This window comes from Variovorax sp. 350MFTsu5.1, from assembly GCF_048302515.1.
Taxonomy (GTDB): Bacteria; Pseudomonadota; Gammaproteobacteria; order Burkholderiales; family Burkholderiaceae_C; genus Variovorax; species Variovorax guangxiensis.
Map to the genome: position 1 here is coordinate 2,738,376 of NZ_CP157620.1, position 18,971 is coordinate 2,757,346.

General features: G+C 69.9%; 18 protein-coding genes. 5 read left to right on the plus strand and 13 right to left on the minus strand.

Annotated features, from left to right (window positions below):
• Nucleotides 1-7: 7 nt before the first annotated feature.
• The gene (locus ABL843_RS12305; RefSeq protein WP_418120052.1) at nt 8-895 is read left to right on the plus strand and encodes a LysR family transcriptional regulator; all 888 of its coding nucleotides are present in this window, start codon (nt 8-10) and stop codon (nt 893-895) included.
• 15 nt (nt 896-910) lie between these two features.
• Here ABL843_RS12305 and ABL843_RS12310 read toward each other — a convergent pair whose 3' ends face one another.
• From ABL843_RS12310 to ABL843_RS12330, 5 genes are all read right to left on the minus strand, one after another.
• Nucleotides 911-1,747, minus strand: coding sequence for an alpha/beta hydrolase (locus ABL843_RS12310; RefSeq protein ID WP_126018493.1), 837 nt, complete (start codon nt 1,745-1,747; stop codon nt 911-913).
• 99 nt (nt 1,748-1,846) lie between these two features.
• A complete protein-coding gene (locus ABL843_RS12315; protein WP_369658572.1) occupies nt 1,847-3,469 on the minus strand; it encodes a methyl-accepting chemotaxis protein in 1,623 nt (540 codons plus the stop codon).
• 147 nt (nt 3,470-3,616) lie between these two features.
• Entirely contained in the window at nt 3,617-4,462 is an 846-nt protein-coding gene (gene kdsA / locus ABL843_RS12320) for a 3-deoxy-8-phosphooctulonate synthase (protein WP_126018497.1), read from the minus strand.
• A gap of 67 nt (nt 4,463-4,529) precedes the next feature.
• On the minus strand, nt 4,530-5,486 hold the full coding sequence (locus ABL843_RS12325; protein ID WP_184641917.1) for a S1C family serine protease: 957 nt from the start codon (nt 5,484-5,486) through the stop codon (nt 4,530-4,532).
• A 78-nt stretch (nt 5,487-5,564) separates the two neighbouring features.
• Nucleotides 5,565-7,253, minus strand: a complete 1,689-nt coding sequence (locus tag ABL843_RS12330; protein WP_418120053.1) for a hypothetical protein — start codon at nt 7,251-7,253, stop codon at nt 5,565-5,567.
• Nucleotides 7,254-7,517: 264 nt separating this feature from the next.
• Between ABL843_RS12330 and ABL843_RS12335 the strand changes: the two genes are divergently transcribed.
• Nucleotides 7,518-7,787 carry a hypothetical protein gene (locus ABL843_RS12335; RefSeq protein ID WP_126018501.1) on the plus strand — a complete coding sequence of 90 codons (270 nt, stop codon included), beginning with the start codon at nt 7,518-7,520 and terminating at the stop codon, nt 7,785-7,787.
• A gap of 166 nt (nt 7,788-7,953) precedes the next feature.
• On the opposite strand, the gene ABL843_RS12340 is transcribed toward ABL843_RS12335, so the two are convergent.
• Nucleotides 7,954-8,166: a hypothetical protein gene (locus ABL843_RS12340; protein ID WP_184641919.1), complete on the minus strand. Its 213-nt coding sequence runs from the start codon at nt 8,164-8,166 to the stop codon at nt 7,954-7,956.
• A gap of 122 nt (nt 8,167-8,288) precedes the next feature.
• On the opposite strand from ABL843_RS12340, the gene ABL843_RS12345 reads away from it, so the two are divergent.
• Nucleotides 8,289-8,564, plus strand: a complete 276-nt coding sequence (locus ABL843_RS12345) for a hypothetical protein (protein ID WP_126018505.1) — start codon at nt 8,289-8,291, stop codon at nt 8,562-8,564.
• On the opposite strand, the gene ABL843_RS12350 is transcribed toward ABL843_RS12345, so the two are convergent.
• The 5 genes from ABL843_RS12350 to ABL843_RS12370 all read right to left on the minus strand — a co-directional run bounded on the left by ABL843_RS12350 (nt 8,565) and on the right by ABL843_RS12370 (nt 14,725).
• A complete protein-coding gene (locus ABL843_RS12350) occupies nt 8,565-9,902 on the minus strand; it encodes a four-carbon acid sugar kinase family protein (protein WP_418120054.1) in 1,338 nt (445 codons plus the stop codon). It lies immediately after the preceding gene.
• Nucleotides 9,899-11,176, minus strand: a complete 1,278-nt coding sequence (locus ABL843_RS12355) for a ribulose-bisphosphate carboxylase large subunit family protein (protein ID WP_418120055.1) — start codon at nt 11,174-11,176, stop codon at nt 9,899-9,901. Before ABL843_RS12355 ends, ABL843_RS12350 begins: the two co-directional genes overlap by 4 nt.
• Nucleotides 11,173-11,712, minus strand: coding sequence for a VOC family protein (locus ABL843_RS12360; protein ID WP_126018511.1), 540 nt, complete (start codon nt 11,710-11,712; stop codon nt 11,173-11,175). The genes ABL843_RS12355 and ABL843_RS12360 overlap by 4 nt, the downstream gene beginning before the upstream one ends.
• 76 nt (nt 11,713-11,788) lie before the next feature.
• A complete protein-coding gene (locus tag ABL843_RS12365) occupies nt 11,789-13,690 on the minus strand; it encodes a TRAP transporter large permease subunit (protein WP_418120056.1) in 1,902 nt (633 codons plus the stop codon).
• Nucleotides 13,691-13,696: 6 nt separating this feature from the next.
• Nucleotides 13,697-14,725, minus strand: coding sequence for a TRAP transporter substrate-binding protein (locus tag ABL843_RS12370; RefSeq protein WP_184641923.1), 1,029 nt, complete (start codon nt 14,723-14,725; stop codon nt 13,697-13,699).
• Between the two features lie 172 nt (nt 14,726-14,897).
• Here ABL843_RS12370 and ABL843_RS12375 point away from each other — a divergent pair, with 172 nt between their 5' ends.
• A complete protein-coding gene (locus ABL843_RS12375; RefSeq protein ID WP_418120057.1) occupies nt 14,898-15,995 on the plus strand; it encodes a LacI family DNA-binding transcriptional regulator in 1,098 nt (365 codons plus the stop codon).
• Nucleotides 15,996-16,001: 6 nt separating this feature from the next.
• Here the strand turns inward: ABL843_RS12375 and ABL843_RS12380 are convergent, their stop codons facing one another.
• Together ABL843_RS12380 and alkB are read right to left on the minus strand one after the other, a co-directional pair.
• Nucleotides 16,002-17,840: an ABC transporter ATP-binding protein gene (locus ABL843_RS12380; RefSeq protein WP_418120058.1), complete on the minus strand. Its 1,839-nt coding sequence runs from the start codon at nt 17,838-17,840 to the stop codon at nt 16,002-16,004.
• Between the two features lie 4 nt (nt 17,841-17,844).
• Nucleotides 17,845-18,528 carry a DNA oxidative demethylase AlkB gene (alkB, locus tag ABL843_RS12385; protein WP_418120059.1) on the minus strand — a complete coding sequence of 228 codons (684 nt, stop codon included), beginning with the start codon at nt 18,526-18,528 and terminating at the stop codon, nt 17,845-17,847.
• 168 nt (nt 18,529-18,696) lie between these two features.
• Here alkB and ABL843_RS12390 point away from each other — a divergent pair, with 168 nt between their 5' ends.
• Nucleotides 18,697-18,927 carry a hypothetical protein gene (locus ABL843_RS12390; RefSeq protein ID WP_260319492.1) on the plus strand — a complete coding sequence of 77 codons (231 nt, stop codon included), beginning with the start codon at nt 18,697-18,699 and terminating at the stop codon, nt 18,925-18,927.
• The last annotated feature ends 44 nt before the right edge of the window (nt 18,928-18,971 follow it).

Here is an 18,971-nt window from a genome sequence, read left to right on the forward strand (position 1 = left end):
GCGGCGCATGGATCAGGTCAAGGCGATGCGTGCCTTTCAACGCATCGCGCAGGCGAAGAGCCTCTCGGCGGCAGCCCAGTCGCTGGACACGACGCACTCCAGCCTCTCGCGCCAGCTGCAGGCGCTGGAGAAATCGCTGGGCGCGCAGCTGGTGCGGCGCGACACGCGCGGCATCACGCTGACCGAGGCGGGCAGCCGCTACTACGCCGCCTGCGCCGACATCCTTTCGCGGCTCGATGCCGCGCAGGCGGATGTCGCGGCCGATGGCAAGGCGCCCTCGGGCACGCTGAAGGTGAGCATGCCGCTGGCGATCGCGACGCTCGAGCTGCCCGAGTGGCTGCCGGCGTTCCAGTCGCGCCATCCGGGCATCCGGCTGGAAGTGGTCTGCACCGACCGCTTCACGAAGCTGGTCGCCGAAGGCATCGACGTCGCACTGCGCATCAGCGCCGGACTTGAAGACGCTTCGATGATGGCGAGGACGCTGGCGGTCTCCGACATGGTGCTTGTCGCCGCGCCGCGCTACCTGGTGGAGCACGGTGTTCCCGCAGAGGCGGACGAGCTGTCGAAGCACCAGTGCCTGCTTCACAACGGACCTGAAAGTCCCGCGCACTGGACGCTGCACATGCCCGATGGCCGGCAGCAGCCATTCAAGCCGGATGCGCGCTTCGCCTGCGACACGATCACCGCGCTGTACTCGGCCGCGAGAAGCGGGCTGGGCATTGCCGCGCTGACATGGCACACGGTGCGCTCCGACCTGCAGTCGGGCGCCCTGATCCGCGTGCTGCCGGAGGTCACGCTGGGGCAGCGCACCTATGCGGCGCTGTATCCGCGCACGCGGCATGTTCAGCCCTCTGTGCGCGCCTTCATCGATTTCATGGCGGGCCACTACCGGTAGCGGCCGCGCGGCCGGCTACGCTTCCTTCAGCTCCGGCAGCACCGAGGTCAGCGCGAAGTCGACGAGGTGCAGCCAGGTCGCTTCCAGTCCCATGATGTTGTGGTGGTCCGACGCCGGCACGGTCGTCACGCTGACGGGCGTGGGCCATGCCGCGATGAGCTTCTGCGAGCGCTCGGGCAGCACCACGTCGTCGGTCTCGGCCAGCAGCACCTGCGTCTTGGCCGCGACTTCCTTGCAGTGCTCCAGCGAGTTGAACTGGTGGCGCAGCAGCAGCGACAGCGGCACCAGCGGAAAGCGCTTCTTCGCCACCTCCAGCATCGAGTCGTAGGGCGTCACCAGCTGCAGGCTCGCGAACTCCTGCCGCGCCACGAGCTGGATGGCCACGCCCGTGCCCAGGCTGCGGCCCACCACGTGCAGGCGCGCGTGGGGAAAGGCCTTGCGCAGGTGCCTGGCGAACTGGCAGGCGTCCTGCACCGAGGCGATCTCGGACGGATGCCCCTGCGAGTCGGCCACGCCGCGGTAGTTGACCGCCGCGAAGCCGAAGCCCTCGGGCAGCCAGTGCAGCGTCTGCGCGGTGGCGCGCACGTCCTCGCCGCGGCCTGCGAAGTAGATGAAGAGGTCCTGCAGCGCCTCCTCGCCCTGAGGGTGGTAGACATAGCCGCGCACCATGCCGCCCGGCACGGTGTGGGAGTAGGTCGAGAAATCGTCGGACAGCGGAACGACCGGCAGCTTGCGGGCGTTGAAGAGGATGTGCCCCTGGCGCGTGGCGAGCAGTGTCCAGTAGGCGGCGATGCTCCCGATCGCGGCGGCCGAGGCGGAGAGGGCGATGCGGGCGGCTTTGGATGACGACAAATTGGGCTCCGGGGGGAGAAAGGCTGGCGCCTAGTTTCGCCTCTTTCTCCGGTGCGCAGCCCTTGCCGGTCTTTTCGCCTGTTTCTCTTTCTTTCCTTTTCAGCGTGCCGCAATCAGCTGCAGGCGGCCGGCCCCGATGCCCGGGGTCTCGTCAGCGTGGTTCTGGCGATGCTGCTGCTCCAGCCTGAACTTGCCGACGATGCGCGACAGGCTGCCCGCCTGTTCCTGCAGCGACTGTGCTGCCGCCGAGGCCTGCTCGACCAGCGCCGCGTTCTGCTGCGTCGTCTGGTCCATCTGCGTGACGGCCTGGTTGATCTGCTCGATGCCCGAGGTCTGCTCCTGGCTCGCGGCGCTGATCTCGCCCATGATGTCCGTCACCCGCTTCACGCTGCCGACGATCTCTTCCATCGTGCGGCCCGCGTCGGCCACCTGGCGGCTGCCTTCCTCGACCTTCTCGACCGAATCGCCGATCAGCGACTTGATTTCCTTGGCCGCGGCTGCCGAGCGCTGCGCGAGGCTGCGCACTTCGGAAGCCACCACCGCGAAGCCGCGGCCCTGGTCGCCCGCGCGCGCGGCCTCGACGGCCGCGTTCAGCGCGAGGATGTTGGTCTGGAAGGCGATGCCGTCGATCACGCTGATGATGTCCACCACCTTGCGCGAGGAGGCATTGATCGAGCCCATCGTCTCCACCACCTGGAACACCACGCTGCCGCCGCGCGCCGCCACTTCCGAAGCGGAGGTGGCCAGCTGGTTGGCCTGTCGCGCGTTGTCGGCGTTCTGCTTCACGGTGGAGGTCAGCTCCTCCAGCGATGCGGCGGTCTGCTCCAGCGAGCTGGCCTGCTCCTCGGTGCGCGAGGACAGGTCCTGGTTGCCCACGGCGATCTGCGTGCTGGCGGTCGACACGTTCGCCACCACGCCGTGCACCTGCGCCAGCGAGCCTTGCAAGGCGGTGCGCATCTGGTCGAGGGCGCGCAGCAGGTGGCCGGTCTCGTCGCCGGCGTAGCTGGCCTGGGGATTGCCGGTCAGGTCCATCTCGGCGATGGCCTGCGCGATGGCCTCGGCGCTGCGCAGCGGCCGGGTGATGCTGCGCGCCAGCATCCAGGCCAGCAGGGTGCCCAGCACCAGGCTCACGGCGGAGCACACGATCAGCAGGGTGCCGGTCTGCGCGCGCAGGCCGTTGGCGCGGACGGCGGCGGCGTCCAGATGCTCGCGCTGCATGTCCACCACCTGCTGCACGCCGGCGATGTAGCTGACCGAGGTGGGCTGGAACTGCGCGTCGAACACGCGGTTGGCGCCCTGCAGGTCGCCCGCGAGCTTGAGCTTGCTCACTTCCTCGCGCGCGGCCAGGTAGGCCTTGCGCAGGCCCGCGACCTTCTCGAGCAGGGCGCGCTCGTCGGGCTGTACCAGCTTCTCCTCGATGAACTTCTGCAGCTCGTTGGTGTTCTTGATCGACGCCGCCGTGGCCGGCGCGAAATAGTCGATCAGGCTGGCGTCGCTGCTCTTGGCGATGGCCGCGGCGCGCTGCACGCCGGCGGTGGTGTGGCGCAGCCAGTCGGAGCCGGCGCGCTCGGTCTTCACGTTGTCCTCGATCATGGTCTCTATCTCGCGGCTGAGCTGTTGCAGCTTCCATACCGCGGCGGCGCTGGTGGCGAGAAACAGCGCCAGGATGATGCCCAGCACGATGGCCAGGCGCTTGCCGATTGAGACGTTGCTCAGGAACATGATCGAACTCCGGAAACCAGGAATGAGAGGAAGGAGGGCAGCCCTCGGGCTGCCCTCCAACGCTGGTTATCGGCCGATCAATTGAAAACTTTAGAAAACTTCTGATGAAGCCTTGCGGGAGCACCGGCCGGCTGCCGGCCCCGCCACTCAGATCTTCAGCGGCGGGAAGGACTTCACCAGGTCGTCCAGCGCCTTGATCTGCGTGAGGAAGGGCTCCAGCTTGTCCAGCGGCAGTGCGCTCGGGCCATCGCACTTGGCCTGGGCCGGGTCGGGATGGGCTTCGAGGAAGAGGCCCGCCAGCCCCACGGCCATGCCGGCGCGCGCCAGGTCGGCCACCTGTTCGCGGCGGCCGCCCGATGCGGCGGCGCCGGCCTCGCGCTGCTGCAGCGCGTGGGTCACGTCGAAGATGATGGGCAGGTTCTGCGACACCTTCTTCATCACGCCGAAGCCCAGCATGTCGACCACGAGGTTGTCGTAGCCGAAGCAGGTGCCGCGGTCGCAGAGGATCAGCTTGTCGTTGCCCGCTTCCTTGAACTTCTCGACGATGTTGAGCATCTGCGAGGGGCTCAGGAACTGGGGCTTCTTGATGTTGATGACCCGTCCGGTCTTCGCCAGCGCCACCACCAGGTCGGTCTGGCGGGCCAGGAAGGCGGGCAGCTGCAGCACGTCGACCACCTCGGCCACGGGCGCGGCCTGGGCGACTTCGTGCACGTCGGTGATCACCGGGACGCCGAAGCCGTCCTTCACGGCCTGCAGGATCTTCAGGCCCTCGTCGAGGCCGGGGCCGCGGTAGGAGTGGATGGAGGAGCGGTTGGCCTTGTCGAAGCTGCCCTTGAACACATAGGGAATGCCCAGCTTCTGCGTGACGCGCACGTATTCCTCGGCGCTGCGCATGGCGAGGTCCTTCGATTCGAGGACGTTGACGCCGCCGAAGAGGACGAAGGGGGCCTCGTTGCTGGTGGCGACTTTGGGGGTGATGGTGACGGTGGACACGGTTTTCTCCTGACGGTGCTTCGTTCGGTGCAGGCACCTATTGTCGTTGCGCCGGCCGGGCCGGGGGTCAGCCCCCCGGCGTCACCGTCAGGTAGAAGGGCGTGAGCGTGCCCGCCACCGGCCGCAGCAGCTTGAGCAGCAGCGGCTTTCCGTAGCCCTCTCCCGCCAGCCGCTTGAGCAGGTCCGACAGCTGGGCCAGCGGCACGCCGTCGCAGCCGATGAGGATGTCGCCGGCGCGCAGCCCGTCGCGCGCGGCGGCCGATCCGGCCACCACCTCGACCACCCGCACGCCGGTGGCCACCGGCCATTCGTTCTCGCGCACCCAGCGCCGGGGCAGGGCCACCGCCGCGCACTGCACGCCCAGCTTGCCGCGCCGCACCGCGCCGTGGCGCATCAGCTCGCCGGCGACCCAGCGGGCGGTGTCGATGGCCACCGCGAAGCTCAGGCCCTGCGCCGACGGGATCACGGCCGTGTTCACGCCGATCACCTGCGCCGCGCTGTCCAGCAGCGGGCCGCCCGAGTTGCCGGGGTTGAGCGCCACGTCGGTCTGGATCACGTCCTCGATCATCCGCCCGCCGCGCGAGGGCAGGCTGCGGCCCAGCGCGCTCACGATGCCGGCGGTCACGGTGAAGTCGAAGCCCAGCGGGTTGCCGACCGCCACCGCCAGCTGGCCAGGCTGAAGCGCGGCCGAGCTGCCCAGCGGCAGGAAGGCACTGGGGTGCGACTCGATGCGCAGCACGGCGATGTCGGTGGAGGCATCCGTGCCCACCAGCCGCGCCGTGCTCTCGGTGCCGTCGGCGAACGCGGCTCGCAGCTCGCCCGCGCCCTCGACCACGTGGGCGTTGGTGATCGTGAAACCGTCTGGGGTGAAGAGAAAGCCGGAGCCGCTGCCGTGGGCCGCGGCATTGCCGCGCTGGGCCGGTTTCCGGACCTTGATGTGGGCGACCGCCGCGCTGGCGGTGTGAGCCACCTGCGTGACGGTGGCCGAGTAGGAGTCAAGAATGAATTCGTCGCGCGCGCCCATGGAGCACCTCTTCTTTCGGTCGGCTGAACCTGAAGGAAGTGGCGGTGCGCGCCCGGTTTTCAACCCGGCGCCACGGCCTCAGGGCCCCTTCGGCCGCGACGACGGCTCCCACGAGTCCGGCGTGGTCGCCACCAGCGACTTGAAGTCCTTCCACGGCCGCGCGCCGGGGATGGTGCGCCCGCCGACGATCAGCCCCCTGGCGAACACCACCATGCGCTCGCGCAGGTAGGCGCGGTCCGATTCGGGCCAGGTCTCGATGGAATGCGGCCCGCGGGCGAGCACGATCTCCTTCAGGCCGCGGATGCGGTTGTAGGCCGCCACCGTGCCTTCCAGCGTCTCGGCGCGGTCCCACAGGCCCTTGCCGAAGAAGGCGGCGGGCCAGCGGTCCATGCCCGCGAGCGTGGACGAGTTGGGATAGAACACGATGTGGTGCTCCGCCGCCATGCCGCCCAGGAACAGGTTGCGGTCGGCCAGGTCGGGCGAGTCGCCCACGTAGCCCGCGCCGCTCGCGAACGAAGACAGCAGCAGCGCGCCGCGGATGTTGCGCAGGCCCTTGGGCGGCGTGCAGTTGGGCTGGGGCATGTCGAAGCTGCACTGGGCGACGTAGTTCTTCGTCATGGCCCAGGCGGTGGACATCGAGCCGCGCGAATACCCGCCGAGCACCAGCGGAATCTCGCTGGCCGGCATGCCCGCCAGCAGCCGGCCCCGCGTCGCTTCGCCTTCCAGCAGTTCGCCCCTGGGCGTGAGGATGCGCAGGCCGCGCCCGGTCTCCAGCGCCGTGAGCGCGCGGAACACGTCCTCGCCTTGCTCCAGCGTGTTGGTGTCGCTGAAGCCCCCCGAGAGGCCCTCGCCGCGCCGGTCGTAGGCAAGCACGTCGAAGCCGGCCCGATTGAGCGCGTACAGGTTCTCGCGCCACCACCGCTGGCCCATGGTCTCGGTGGTCGCGTTGGGAAAGCTCACCGGCACGGTCTTGCCGGTCTTCTGGTCGACGCGGTACGCCACCTCGTCGGGATGCTGGATGGCCGTGAGCTGCCCGCCGCCGCCCGGCGCCATGACGACCAGCGCGCGCGTCTTCTTCCCCTTGCCGTCGTCGATGCCGGCGCCCTCGATGTACCAGCCTCGCAGCTTGATGTCGCCGGTCATCTTCAGGTCGATGCGCTCGAAGGTGTCGCGCGGCGCGGTGAACTCCACCACGTAGGTGCGTGCATCGGCCTCGGCGATGCCTTCGCGGTAGGGTGCCCTGGCGAAGAATGCCGGCCGGCGGATCTGCTTCAGGTCGACGTTGGCGCTGTCCGGATCGATCCGGCCCGACGGGTCGACCACGCCGGTCGAGCGCGTGGCGCGTTCCTTGTTGGGCGGCAGCCAGCGCTGCATCTGCGCGTCGATGCGCCTGAAGCAGGCCGGGTCTTCCTTGCAGGCGCGCCAGCGGGCCTTGAGCTTGTCGTCGGTGAACTCGCCGATGAAGTAGTTGCCGCCCGCGTAGCCGGCCGGCGGGTGGTTGGCCGTCATCAGCACCGGCACGCAGACCTTGGGCCCCTTGGCGTCCTTCGGATTCTTCGGCAGCAGGTAGCCGCCCATCATCGCGTTGCGGTCGGTGCCGACCCAGGCCGTGCAGTCGGTGGGCGGCGCCGTGGTCACCGCCGCCTGGCGCTGCGCCTCGCTGGGGCCGCCGCACGCGGCCAACTGGAGGGCGAGCGCGGCAACGGCCAGGGCGGACGCGACGCTGCGCGGGCGGAGCCGGGCAGGGAGCGTGAGGGTTGCGGTCATCGGGGCAGGCCTTGCGGCGGAGAGAAAAAAGAGCATGCAGCGAAGTGCGAATCGGGAGGCCCCGATCTTCGCCGCATCGGCGCGCGGAAAACCAAGCCATGGCCGTTTCCGGGTGAAAGATGGCTCCTCGATCCGTGTAGGACGTTTCCTGCATGCGCATGCGCTTCTTTCTCCCTCCCGCCGCCGCGCGGTGCGCGCTCAATCGCCGCCGACCCGCGAGCGAATCGCGGAATCGCGAATTGCGGCAGCAAGGAGACATCAGAGATGACGAATTTCGAAGGCATCTACTGCTTCGACAGTGCGAGCGTGCGCTTTGCCTTCTATCCCGACGGCCCTGGCGGCCCGCGTGTACTCGCGCAGATTTCCGAGGAAACGCTGCACGACGAATTCGGCGTTCGCGTAATGGGCGAGCACCTGCTCGACGCGTGCCAGGAGCACTTCTACGCCATAGAGCCCGCGGCCATCGCGCGCTACAGGGCGACCCCGGGCAGCGCCATCACGCTCACCATCAGGGATTTCGGGCTCCACGCCTGAAATCGCCTCGCCGGCCTTCCGCCGACGCGCGGGCATCTCTGCGACAGGGGGAGGCGGCTCGGGCCGTACCCCCGGGGCGTCCGGCGCCCCGGCAGATGGGCGCCAGGCCAGAACAGAACCGAACAAAAGAGCGCCGCTCCGGCGTAAGCCGGACGCGGCTGCGCACTCAGGTCGCGCTTGCCCCATGCGGCGCGCGATGCCGGATTTCGCTTTGCAAGGCGCGCTGGCCCGAGGAAAGAGCCAGCTCGTAGCTCTCCGCAGGTTCGAAGGCCTTGCGCAGCACGCGCGGGCGCTTTCCCTGATCGTCGGTTTCGAGCAGCTGCCAGACAAATGCACCCGGCAGCGGCTCCTCGATGGTGAGTTCGATGGGATGTGTCATGGCGCCACCTTGGCGCGGCGCGGGTGTTCTGTCTGTAGGCCTGGAACGACGTTCGGGCTGCGCATGCGCCGCGCCCCTTTTCTCCTGGAAAGACAAGCATCGAAAGAAGAAAGGACTCAGCCATGCAACAAGCCACACCGCCAGCCTTCGAGGAACGCCTCGTCACCTTCAGCTACCGCGGCCGGCTCTTCCTGTGCCGCGCCGAGCGGCTCGACGACCAGACCTACCGGCCCGTCGTGATCTGCCGTGCGCCCTCCGTGGGCGAGGACGACATCGAGCTGCCCGCCGATACCGACAACGCTTCCTACGGCACCGAGGCCGAGGCGCTACGCCATGCGGAGCAGCAGGCCATGCGATGGGTGCACGACCGCACCGAAGGAGCGCAGGGGCAGGCTTGATCAGCCGTGCACCAGCCGCTCGAACACGTCCAGCGTGCCCATCTGTCCGCCCTTGAGCATGACTTCCATGCCGTCGAGCGACGCGTCGTCGCTGTGCACCCGGCACAGCGATGCGCCGGCGCCCATGTCGGCGGCATAGGACAGCCCCCAGACGTCCAGCGCCTGTATGCCGTGGCTGGACGTGTCGCCGCCGGCCACGCCGATGCGCCCGAGCGGCTGCTTCGCCAGCACGGCAGCCAGCAGGTCGCCGCCCGCGCGGGCGAGGGCTTGCGCGTCCAGGTCCGCGCCCGCAGGCATGCCGCAGGCGCCGTTCGAGTGCGGCGCGCGCGTGCAGGCCAGCACGTTGCGCCCCTGCGCGAGGCCGCGGACGATCGCGTCCGCCTGGTCTTCCAGTGTTCCCGCGTTGCGCCGGGCCAGCTGCTGCGCATCGAGCCACACGACGTCGAATGATTTCGCGGCCGCGACCTGCGACGCGGTCACGGGCGACAGGCTTCCCGCGAGGACCAGCACCGGGCCCCGCGCCGGCGCCAGCTTCGGCTGCCCGCCCGACGCGCGGCCGGAAGAGGGCATGGCCGTGGCGAGCGCATCGACCACGCTGCTCGGGCCGACGGCGAGCATGGTCGCACCCCGCGCGCGTGTCCACAGCACCTCGCCGATGGCCGCGAGCTGTCCGGCATCCGCGACATCGAACAGCACTGCGTCCGCGGGCGGCGCGTTGAGCGCCTGCCGCAGCGCGGTGTCGAGCGCATCGCTGCCTCGGGAGGCGGCGGTGAAGGGCACGCAGTGCACCTCGGCCAGGCCCTGCCTTGCGAGGTGCAGCCGCAGGTCGGCCTCGTCCATGGGCGTCACGGGATGCCGGCTCATGGTGGGATGGCGGTCGATGCGGAACACTTCGCCGCCGCTTCCGGCCGCGGCGAAGAGATTGCCGAAGAGACAGTAGCGGCCCAGGCCGGGCTGGCCGCCGACGATCGCGGTCCACGGCTGCTGCACCGCCGAGCGCAGCAGCCGCACGGCCGCGCCGATGGAGCCGATGTGCGGCGCGCTGTCGAAGGTCGAGCAGGTCTTGTAGTGCAGCACGCGCGCGCCCACCGAGCGGAACAGCGCCGCCACCGGGCGGAGCTCGGCCTGCATCTCCTCGGGCGTCATGGCCCGCGCCGCGCCGGCGATGCCCAGCACGTCGAGCGGCCCTGCGCGCTCGAGCTGCGCCGCGTCGGGCGTCTTAAGGAAGAGCAGCGTGCGCAGGCCCGCGCGCGCGGCGGTGCCCAGGGTGTCGGTCGCGCCGGTGAAGTCGTCGCCGTAATAGACGATGGCCGGCGCCGATGCCTCGCCGGGCGTCATGGCTTGCCGAAGAAGGCGAGGGCGCGCGCCAGCTCGAGCTGCTCCCTGGCGGCGTCGGCCAGCGCGATGCCCGCGCGCGCGGCCGACCAGGCCTGGCGGATGCTCGCCACGCCCGCCGCCGCGCCGTCGGGGTGGGCGAGGATGCCGCCGCCGGCCATGAAGAGCAGGTCGTCGCTGCCGACGGCCGCCCAGGTGGCGGGCACCGTGCCGGCCCATTGACCCGACGAGAAGGCCGGCATCACGCGGTCGTCCGCCGCTTCGGTCAGCGGGGTGAAGCAGTCGCGGGCCGATTCGACCACCTCGCTGTCGGGCTGCGAGAACTTGCCCTGCAGCCCGTGCACGTGCATGTGGTCCACGCCGGCCAGCCGCCACAGCGTCTGGTAGGCCTGGAACGAGATGCCCAGCAGCGGATGCCGCGACAGCGCGCCGTAGCCGTTGCGGTGCCCGTGCAGCGCCAGGCCGGTGTGCCGGCGCAGCGTCTGGATGCCCGAGTGCCCGCACCAGTTCAGGCTGGCCATCACGCAGGAGCCGCCTTCGCGCTCGACCAGGTCGGCGTGGCGCTTCATCGCGTCGGTCTCGTCGGTGATGTTGAAGGCCACCATCACGTGCTTGCCGGTGCGCTCCCGGTGCGCGCGCACCACGGCCATCACGGCAGGAACGCGCTCGGCCAGCGGGGCATGCGCGGGATCGGCGCAGACCTCGTCGTCCTTGATGAAGTCGACGCCCGCGGCGCACAGCCGGCCCACCAGCTCGGCGGTTTCCGAGGCCCGCAGCCCGACGTTGGGCTTGATGATGGTGCCGACCAGCGCGCCGCTTTCCACGCCGGTGGCGCGCCGCGTTCCGGCGATGCCCGCGCGCGGCATCTCGAAGCGCGCGCGGTAGTCGGCCGGCAGCTGCAGCGATTCGAGCCGCAGCCCCGTCACCTCGCCCAGGTCGTAGAGGTTGCCCGAGACCGTGGCCGCGAGCGTCGGCAGGTTGGCGCCGATGTTCGCCACCGGAAACGCGATGTCGACATGCGCGCGCCGCCACGGCCCCTTCGCGCCCTTGCGTTCGAGCAGCGCGTTGGGCAGCGAGGGCGCATCGGCCGCTTCGAGTTCGGTGATCGCCTCGACCGTGGCGCGAGCCCGCTCGCGCAGCGCGTCGGTCTCGCCCTCCACGCGCGTGAAGGTGCCGCAGGACTGCTCGCCCGCCATCACCTCGGCCACGGCGGCCGGCTCGAGCGGCGTCTCGATCAGGTAGCGCGCGCGGATGAATCCAGGTGCTGTTGCGCTCACAGCTTGTCCAGCTCGGGGAAGGGGCGCACCGGGTCGCTGCCGTCCCAGCCTTGCGATGCGCTGCGGATCAGGTCGAACATGCGGCCCTTGGGGCCGGCCACTTCCGACAGCTCGATGACGGTGCCGGGGTGGTATTCGGTGTCGAAGTAGATGAAGCGCCCGCGCTCGCCTACTTCACCGCTCATGACCGGCTTGAAGCCCTGCGCGGTGAGGCGCGCGAGGTCGGCGTCGTAGTCGGCGGTCCAGTAGGCCACGTGCTGCAGCCCGGTGCGCCCGGCGCGGAGGAAGTCGCGGTACATCGAGGGCACGTCGTTGCGCGTCTGGATGAGCTCGACCTGCACGTAGCCCGAATTGGCCAGCGCCACCGAGTTGTGGGGCTCGTGCGCCTCGCCGTTGTAGCGGTAGTTCCTGATGGGCACCCTGGGGTTGTAGAACCAGGGGCCCACGCCGAGCGTGGTGCTCCAGTAGTCCATGGCGGCTTCGATGTCGTGCACGACATAGCCAAGCTGGCGGATCTCGCCGAGGAATCGACTCATTGCGGGTGGCTCCGTGAATGTGAGTTTGTTGTGTGTTGTGTTTCTTGGGGTCTGCCCGTGGAGCGGCAGGTCCGCCTCAGGACTTCAGGAAGCCCGTCGAGAACCACGGGAAGGCGGCCACGATCAGCAGGCCGATCAGCATCGCGGCGATGTAGCCCCAGATGTGCCTGATGCCTTCGTCGGGATTGACCTTGCTCACCGCGCAGGCGCCGTAGTAGCCCACGCCGAAGGGCGGCGCGAACAGGCCGATGCCCATCGCGAAGATCACCACCATGGCGTAGTGCACCTCGTGCACGCCGGCGGCCTTGGCGATCGGAAAGAGCAGCGGCCCGAACAGCACGATGGCCGGGATGCCCTCCAGCACGCTGCCCAGCACGATGAAGGCGACGATCGACACCGCCAGGAAGCCGTAGGCACCGCCGGGCAGCGCGCCCATGAGCCGCGCGAGGTCCTGCGAGAAGCCCGACTGCGTGAGCCCCCAGGCCATGGCGGTGGCGCAGCCGACGATGAAGATGATGGCGCCCGAGAGCGAGGCGGTGTCCACCAGCATCGGCTTGATGCGCTTCCAGTCGAACTGCCGGTACACCACCAGGCCCACGATGGCCGAGTAGACGATGCCGATGGTCGACACCTCGGTGGCCGTGGCCACGCCCTCGACCACCGCCGCGCGGATCACGAAGGGCAGCAGCACCGCGGGCAGCGCCACCAGCAGCAGCTTGCCGATCTCGCGCCTGCTGTGGCGCTTCACCGCGCTCAGGTCTTCGCGGCGGTAGCGCCACCACACCACCACGCACAGCGCCGCGCCCAGCACCACGGCCGGAAGCAGCCCGCCCGTGAACAGCGCGGCAATCGAGATGCCGGTAACCGAGCCGATGGTGATGAGCACGATCGACGGCGGGATGGTCTCGGTCTGCGCGCCCGTGGCCGACAGCAGCGCCACCAGGTCGCCGGGCTTGGCGCCGCGCTTGGTCATCTCGGGGAAGAGCACCGGCGCGATGGCCGCCATGTCGGCGATCTTCGAGCCCGAGATGCCCGACACCAGGTACATGGCTCCGATCAGCACGTACGAGAGGCCGCCGCGCACGTGGCCCAGCAGGCTGGCCAGGAACTGGATCATGGCGCGCGCCATGCCCGTCATTTCGATGAGCGCGCCGAGGAAGATGAACAGCGGCACCGCCAGCAGGATCAGGTGCGACATGCCCTCGTCGAGCCGCCCGACCATCACCAGCAGCGGCGTGCGCGTGGTCAGCGCTAGGTAGCCGAAGGTGGCCAGCGCGAAGGAGAAGGCGATGGGCACGCCCGAGAGCACCGTGGCCGCCACGATCACCACGAAGAAGATCACCAGGTTGAACTTGCCCAGCGTGGCGAAGAGCGGCGCGGCCAGCCAGAAGGCGCCGACCAGCGCCGCCATGCCGAGCAGGGCCACGGCGATCTGCCGGCCCGAGCACACGCGCAGCAGCCGCAGCAGCGCCATCGCCAGCATGATGCCGATGCCCGCCGGAATGGCCGCGGCGCGCCACGCGTTGCTGACCTCCAGCGCGGGCGTGACGATGAACGACTCCTCGTGCGCGTAGTCGATCGACGGCCAGATGATGAGCGCGAGGAAGGCGACCGAGGCCGCGATGGCGAAGGCGTCGAGCATGGCGCGCGCCTGCGGGTGCACCTTCTGCACCAGCGCCGTCATGCGCATGTGCTCGCCGCGCCGCAGCGCCACCACGGCGCCAAGCATCGACAGCCACAGGAAGAGGATGGACGCGAGCTCGTCAGACCACACCAGCGGCGCGTGGAACACGTAGCGCGACACCACGCCCGCGAACAGCACGCAGATCTCGGCCAGCACCAGCAGCGCGGCCACCGCCTCGACAGCGCTGCCGAGCACGCGGTCGGCGCGCGCGGCGAAGCGGACCAGCGGGTTGGCCGGGGCGCCGGCGGACGAGCCCGAAAGGGCTGCCGCCTCGAAGGTCGATTCGTGCACCATCGGTCCTCAGGCCAGCTTGCCGACCGCGCCTTCGAGCAGCGCCCAGGCCTCGGGGCCGAAGCGGCCCTTCCATTCGCCGTAGAAGCCGGAGTCGCGCAGCTTGGCGCGGAAGCTGTCGGCCGCGGGCCGGTTGATGGCGAGGCCCTTGGCCTGCAGGTCGCCGACGACCGATTCGTTGAGCTTTCTGATGTCTTCGCGCTGCTGCATGCCGGCGTCGTTGATGGCACGCGCCACGATGGTCTTCAGGTCATCGGGCAGGGCGTCCCAGGCGCGGCCGTTGGCGATGAACCAGTAGCCGTCCCAGATGTGGTTGGTGAGCGAGCAGAACTTCTGCACCTCGAAGAGCTTCGCCACCTGGATGATGGGCAGCGGGTTCTCCTGCGCGTCGACGATCTTCGTCTGCAGCGCCGAATACACCTCGCTGAACTGTAGGCTGGCCGGCGCGGCGCCCAGGCCCTTGAACATGGAGATCGACAGCGGGCTCACCGGCACGCGGATCTTCAGGCCGTCCATGTCCTTCGCGGTGGCCACCGCCGCCTTGCTGCTGGTGGTCTGGCGAAAGCCGTTGTCCCACATCTTCTCGAAGGCATACAGGCGCGACTTGGCGATGGCGCCGCGCACGTGCGCGCCGAGCTTGCCGTCCATGGCGGCCCACACCTGGGCGTAGTCGTTGAAGGCGAAGCCCACCGCGTTGATGGCGGCCACGGGTACCAGCGTGGCGATGACGAGCGCCGAGGGCGTGAAGAACTCGATGCCGCCGGAGCGCACCTGCGCCAGCATGTCGGTGTCGCCGCCGAGCTGGTTGTTGGGAAAGATCTTGATCTCGACGCGGCCCTTCGTTTCCTTGGCGATGCGGTCGGCCGCCTCCTGCGCGCGGATGTTCAGCGGGTGCGTCAGCGGCAGGTTGTTGCCGTACTTGTACGAGAACTCCGCGGCGCGCGCGATGCGCGGCACAGCCGCCACGATGCCGGCGGCGGGCAGGGCGGAGAAAGTGCGCAGGGCATCCCTGCGGGTCAGGCGGGTGGCTGAGGTCATGTCTCGTTGTCTCCGTGATCTTCTGAAGGGGCGCTGAACGGCAGGTGGGCCGGGCAGCCGATTGAGCGGGGTTCGCCGTTGATGCAATCTGATGCATCACCGGATTCGAACCACAGCGAAGATAAAAGCCTGCATCATTCGGGTCAAACTTCAATCTGATGGTTTTTGATGTATGCGGGAAAACCCTTCACAAACATCGCGGCCCGACTCTCGACCCGACCCTCGACCCGATTCGCAGCGTGAGGCGCGCCGCGCCCGCGTGGTCGACATCGCCCGCTCGGCGCAGGTGTCGACCGCCACCGTCGACCGCGTGCTGAACCGCCGCCCCGGCGTGCGCGACGCCACGGTGCAGCGGGTGCTCAAGGCGGCGGGCGAGCTCGACTACCTGCCGGGGCCGGCGCTCTATGCCGCGCTCACGCCGCCGCCGTTGCGGCTGGTGTTCCTGCTGCCGGCCGGCACCAACCGCTTCATCCGCATGCTGGGCGACATGGTGGGCTACTCGCAGGAGCACTGGGCGCCGTTCAACGTGCAGTGCCGCACGGTGTTCATCGAGAGTTTCAACCCCCACGAGCTGGCCGACGCGCTGCGCAGCCACGGCCAGCGCTGCGACGGCATCGCGATGATGGCGCTGGAGCATCCGGCCGTGCGCGAGGCGGTGGCCGCGCTGGCGGCGCGCGGGCTGCCGGTGGTCACGCTGATCTCCGACCTGTCGAACTCGGAGCGCGCGGCCTTCGTCGGGCTGGACAACCGCGCGGCCGGGCGCACCGCGGGCTATCTCATCGGGCGCTTCATCGGCGCGCGGGCCGCCAAGGTCGCGCTCATCGCGGGCAGCCTGAGCTACAAGGCGCACGAGGAGCGCGAGGCCGGCTTCCTGCACGTCATCGACGAGATGTTCCCGCGGCTGGAGGTGGTGGGCCTGCGCGAAGGGCAGGACGACGCGGACAAGAACCACCGCCAGACGCGCGCGCTGCTGGAGCAGCATCCGGACATGGGCGGCATCTACAACATCGGCGGCGCCTCCGACGGCGTGGCGCGGGCGCTGAAGGAGGCGGGGCGCGAGCAGAAGGTGGTCTTCATCGGCCACGGGCTCACGCCCGATACGCGAGCGCTGCTGATCGACGGCAGCATGGACGCGGTGATCACGCAGAGCCCGCACACCACGCTCATGAACTGCGTGCGCATCTTCACCAACCTGCGCGACCGGCGCGAGGCGCTCAGCGGCGTCGAGACGACGCGCAGCCAGGTGATCTTCAGGGAGAACCTGCCGTAGTCCTCTTCAGGCCTGCGCGCCGGCCGGCACGGCCATGCGCTGCAGCAGCGGCTGCCTCGCCAGCACCTCCTCGCATGGCCCGTGGTCGAGCACATGCCCGGCTTCCATCAGCACCACCGTGTCGAAGCGATCGAGCAGGCTCAGCCGGTGGACCGAGGCGATCAGGCAGGCGTCGGGGAACGCACCGGCGATGCGTTTCAGCACCCGGGCTTCGGTGCTCGCGTCGAGCGCGCTGGTCGGCTCGTCGAGCAGCAGCAGCGAGCTGCCCTGCGCCGCGAGCACGCCGCGCGCGAGGCACAGCCGCTGGCGCTGGCCGCCCGAGAGATTGAAGCCGCGCTCCGACACGGCCGTGTCGAGGCTGCCGTGGCTCGCCCGCAGCACTTCGTCGAAAGTGCTGACGTGCAGGGCGGCTTCGAGCAGCGCGTCGTCGCTCGGCTGGCCGAAGGCGAGGTTCTCGCGCACGCTGGCCTCGAAGAGCTCGGTTTCCTGCGGGATCAGCGTGGCGAAGCGGCGCAGCCGGGGCCAATCGGCGGGCTGGCCGTCGAGCAGCAGCGTGCCGCTGTCCGGCGGATAGAGCCCGGCCAGCACGCGCAGCAGCGTGCTCTTGCCGCCGCCGCTCGGGCCGACGAGGGCGATGCGCTCGCCGCGGCGCAGCGTGAGCGCCACGTCGTGCAGGCCGCTGCGTGGCGGGCCGGTGGCTTCGACTTCCGCCGGAGCATTGCGCGGCGCATAGCGCCATTGCAGCGCCTGTATTTCCAGCTGCCGCCATGGCGCATCGGCCTCGATGCGCTCCGTGCCGGGCACCTGCTCGGGCGGCGTGTCCAGCGCCTCCTTGCTTGAAGGCGCCCGCCAGATCGGCTCCGCGCTGCCGTAGTCGGTGTGCATGCGCGCGAAGAAGCTGAAGTTGGCCGCGACCGAGCTGACGACGCCGGCCGCCTGCTGCGCGTACTGGTGGATCATGAACACCGCGCCCAGCATCACGGCCTGCCCGGGCGTGCGCGACTGCCACACGTAGAGCACCACCAGCCCCCATGTCAGCGCCAGCCCCATCAGGTCGACCGCGAACCACTTGCCTTCGTTCAGCACCACGGTGCGCTTCAGCGGCAGCGAAATGGCGGCCATGCGCCGGCGCAGCAGCAGCCGCGAGGCGCCCTGCAGGCGCAGGCCGATCACGGTCGAGGCGTTGCCCAGGAAGTCGAGCAGCGCGGCCACGTAGCGCCGGTCGGCGTCGTTCTCGGCGCGCGCCAGTTTCATGAGCGCGCGGTCGATGCGCACGATGACGAGACCGATCAGCACATAGCCCGCGAGCGCCGTCATGCCGCTGGTGCGCGACAGCAGCGCCAGCGCCACGAGCGGCCCGACGAAGTTGACGGCGTTGGTCAGCCAGATGAACTGGTTCTGCGCGAAGTCCGACAGCGCCCGGCTCGCCTGGTGCACGCGGTGCTGCAGTTCGCCGGAGTGGTGCCCGTCGTGCCACGCCAGCGGCGCGGCGGCGATGCGCGCATAGAGCTGGTCGGCCAGCGTCTCGCGCACCTTCAGGCCCACGTTGCGTTCCAGGATGCGGCCCGGCCCGTGCAGCATCCACGCGCCCAGGTACACGCCGGCCAGTCCGCCGATCCAGCGCCCGGCGGTGCCAAGCTCGCCGCGCTGCAGCGCGTTGATGGCCTGGCCCGCGAGGTAGGGCGCCGTGAGCCGTATCAGCTGCGAGCCCGCGAGCAGGGCGGTGGCCGCCAGCAGCTGCGCCCGCGCGCCGGCCGCGAAGTGCCACAGCGCGGCGTACAGCTCGCGCATCGCGCCCACGGGGCTGGTCTTGCGTGCCTTCCTTGTTTCTTCGCTCGCCTGCATGCGCTCAGCCCGCCTTGCGGAAGGTGAGGTTGATGCGGATGGCGCCGAGCAGCGGGTGCGGCTCGTCCTTCAGCGGCAGCACGCCGTGGTAGCGCAGCCGGTCCTCGCCGCCCCAGACCACCACGTCGCCGTGCGCGAGCGGTATGCGCGCCGCCTTGTCGCCGCGCGCATGGCCGCCGAAGAGGAACACAGCCGGCATGCCCAGCGACACCGAGACGATGGGCGCGCCGTAGTCGCGTTCGTCCTTGTCCTGGTGCAGCGACAGGCGCGCGCCGGGCGCGTAGCGGTTGACGAGGCAGGCGTCGGGCGCGAAGCCGTCGAAGCCGGCCGCCGATGCGGCCTCGCGCGCCAGCCGGGCGAGGGGCCCGGGCATGGCGGGCCAGGGCCTGCCGCTGTCGGGATCGGTCGCGCTGTAGCGGTAGCCGCGCCGGTCGCTGGTCCAGCCCAGCGCGCCGCAGTTGGTCAGCGCCACCGACATGGTGAAGCCGCCGGGCGTGACGAGGTGGCGGAAGGGCGCGTCCGCCTCCACGGCGCGGATCGCGGGCAGCAGTTCGTCGACGAAGGGCAGGGCGAAGCTGGGCAGCACGAAGGCGCCGGTGCCCAGCGCCTCGCGCGCCGGCCGGGGCGGATCGTCGAAGAGGGCGAGGGTGGCCGCGCTCGCGGCCCCGGATTTCATCGTCGTCGTCATCGGATTCATGCTCCCCGATCTTTGCCCAAAAGCCGCCGGCGCCTCCCATGTTCAGGCGATGCCGTTTACAGCCGCAGCCGGTAGCCTCGGCTCCCCCGCACTCGGAGGTAGTGCTTAGGGTTTAAATTCATGGAAGTACGTTAATAAATGGGTTATGGTGAATCCATCATGGACGGCGCTCGGCTTGCTCTCAGCGTACCGGACGGCTGGACGGGCTGGCTCGAACTCATGCGTACGCCCAGCGGTACCTACGCGGGTATCGCCGAACTGAGCTTCAGCGGAGTTCCCCGCTGCGCGCTCGTCATCACCCAGCAGCTCTCGTGGGACGCGGCGGTCGAAAGGGCCACGCTGCGGGCCGAGCATTTCGTCAGGCAGTGGGGGCCTGCGCGCAGCTCCTGAGCGGGACCCCTTGAAACTGCTGCGGCGGCGCGGCACATGAGTCG

What these genes read in the sequence shown, in the direction of transcription:
- alkB (WP_418120059.1), bottom strand. Translation starts at nt 18,528, where the DNA reads ATGACGACGACGATGAAATCCGGGGCCGCGAGCGCGGCCACCCTCGCC.
- ABL843_RS12315 (WP_369658572.1), bottom strand. Translation starts at nt 3,469, where the DNA reads ATGTTCCTGAGCAACGTCTCAATCGGCAAGCGCCTGGCCATCGTGCTG.
- ABL843_RS12330 (WP_418120053.1), bottom strand. Translation starts at nt 7,253, where the DNA reads ATGACCGCAACCCTCACGCTCCCTGCCCGGCTCCGCCCGCGCAGCGTC.
- ABL843_RS12380 (WP_418120058.1), bottom strand. Translation starts at nt 17,840, where the DNA reads ATGCAGGCGAGCGAAGAAACAAGGAAGGCACGCAAGACCAGCCCCGTG.
- ABL843_RS12325 (WP_184641917.1), bottom strand. Translation starts at nt 5,486, where the DNA reads ATGGGCGCGCGCGACGAATTCATTCTTGACTCCTACTCGGCCACCGTC.
- ABL843_RS12370 (WP_184641923.1), bottom strand. Translation starts at nt 14,725, where the DNA reads ATGACCTCAGCCACCCGCCTGACCCGCAGGGATGCCCTGCGCACTTTC.
- ABL843_RS12345 (WP_126018505.1), top strand. Translation starts at nt 8,289, where the DNA reads ATGCAACAAGCCACACCGCCAGCCTTCGAGGAACGCCTCGTCACCTTC.
- ABL843_RS12340 (WP_184641919.1), bottom strand. Translation starts at nt 8,166, where the DNA reads ATGACACATCCCATCGAACTCACCATCGAGGAGCCGCTGCCGGGTGCA.
- ABL843_RS12360 (WP_126018511.1), bottom strand. Translation starts at nt 11,712, where the DNA reads ATGAGTCGATTCCTCGGCGAGATCCGCCAGCTTGGCTATGTCGTGCAC.
- ABL843_RS12350 (WP_418120054.1), bottom strand. Translation starts at nt 9,902, where the DNA reads ATGACGCCCGGCGAGGCATCGGCGCCGGCCATCGTCTATTACGGCGAC.
- ABL843_RS12375 (WP_418120057.1), top strand. Translation starts at nt 14,898, where the DNA reads ATGCGGGAAAACCCTTCACAAACATCGCGGCCCGACTCTCGACCCGAC.
- ABL843_RS12390 (WP_260319492.1), top strand. Translation starts at nt 18,697, where the DNA reads ATGGACGGCGCTCGGCTTGCTCTCAGCGTACCGGACGGCTGGACGGGC.
- ABL843_RS12305 (WP_418120052.1), top strand. Translation starts at nt 8, where the DNA reads ATGGATCAGGTCAAGGCGATGCGTGCCTTTCAACGCATCGCGCAGGCG.
- ABL843_RS12335 (WP_126018501.1), top strand. Translation starts at nt 7,518, where the DNA reads ATGACGAATTTCGAAGGCATCTACTGCTTCGACAGTGCGAGCGTGCGC.
- ABL843_RS12365 (WP_418120056.1), bottom strand. Translation starts at nt 13,690, where the DNA reads ATGGTGCACGAATCGACCTTCGAGGCGGCAGCCCTTTCGGGCTCGTCC.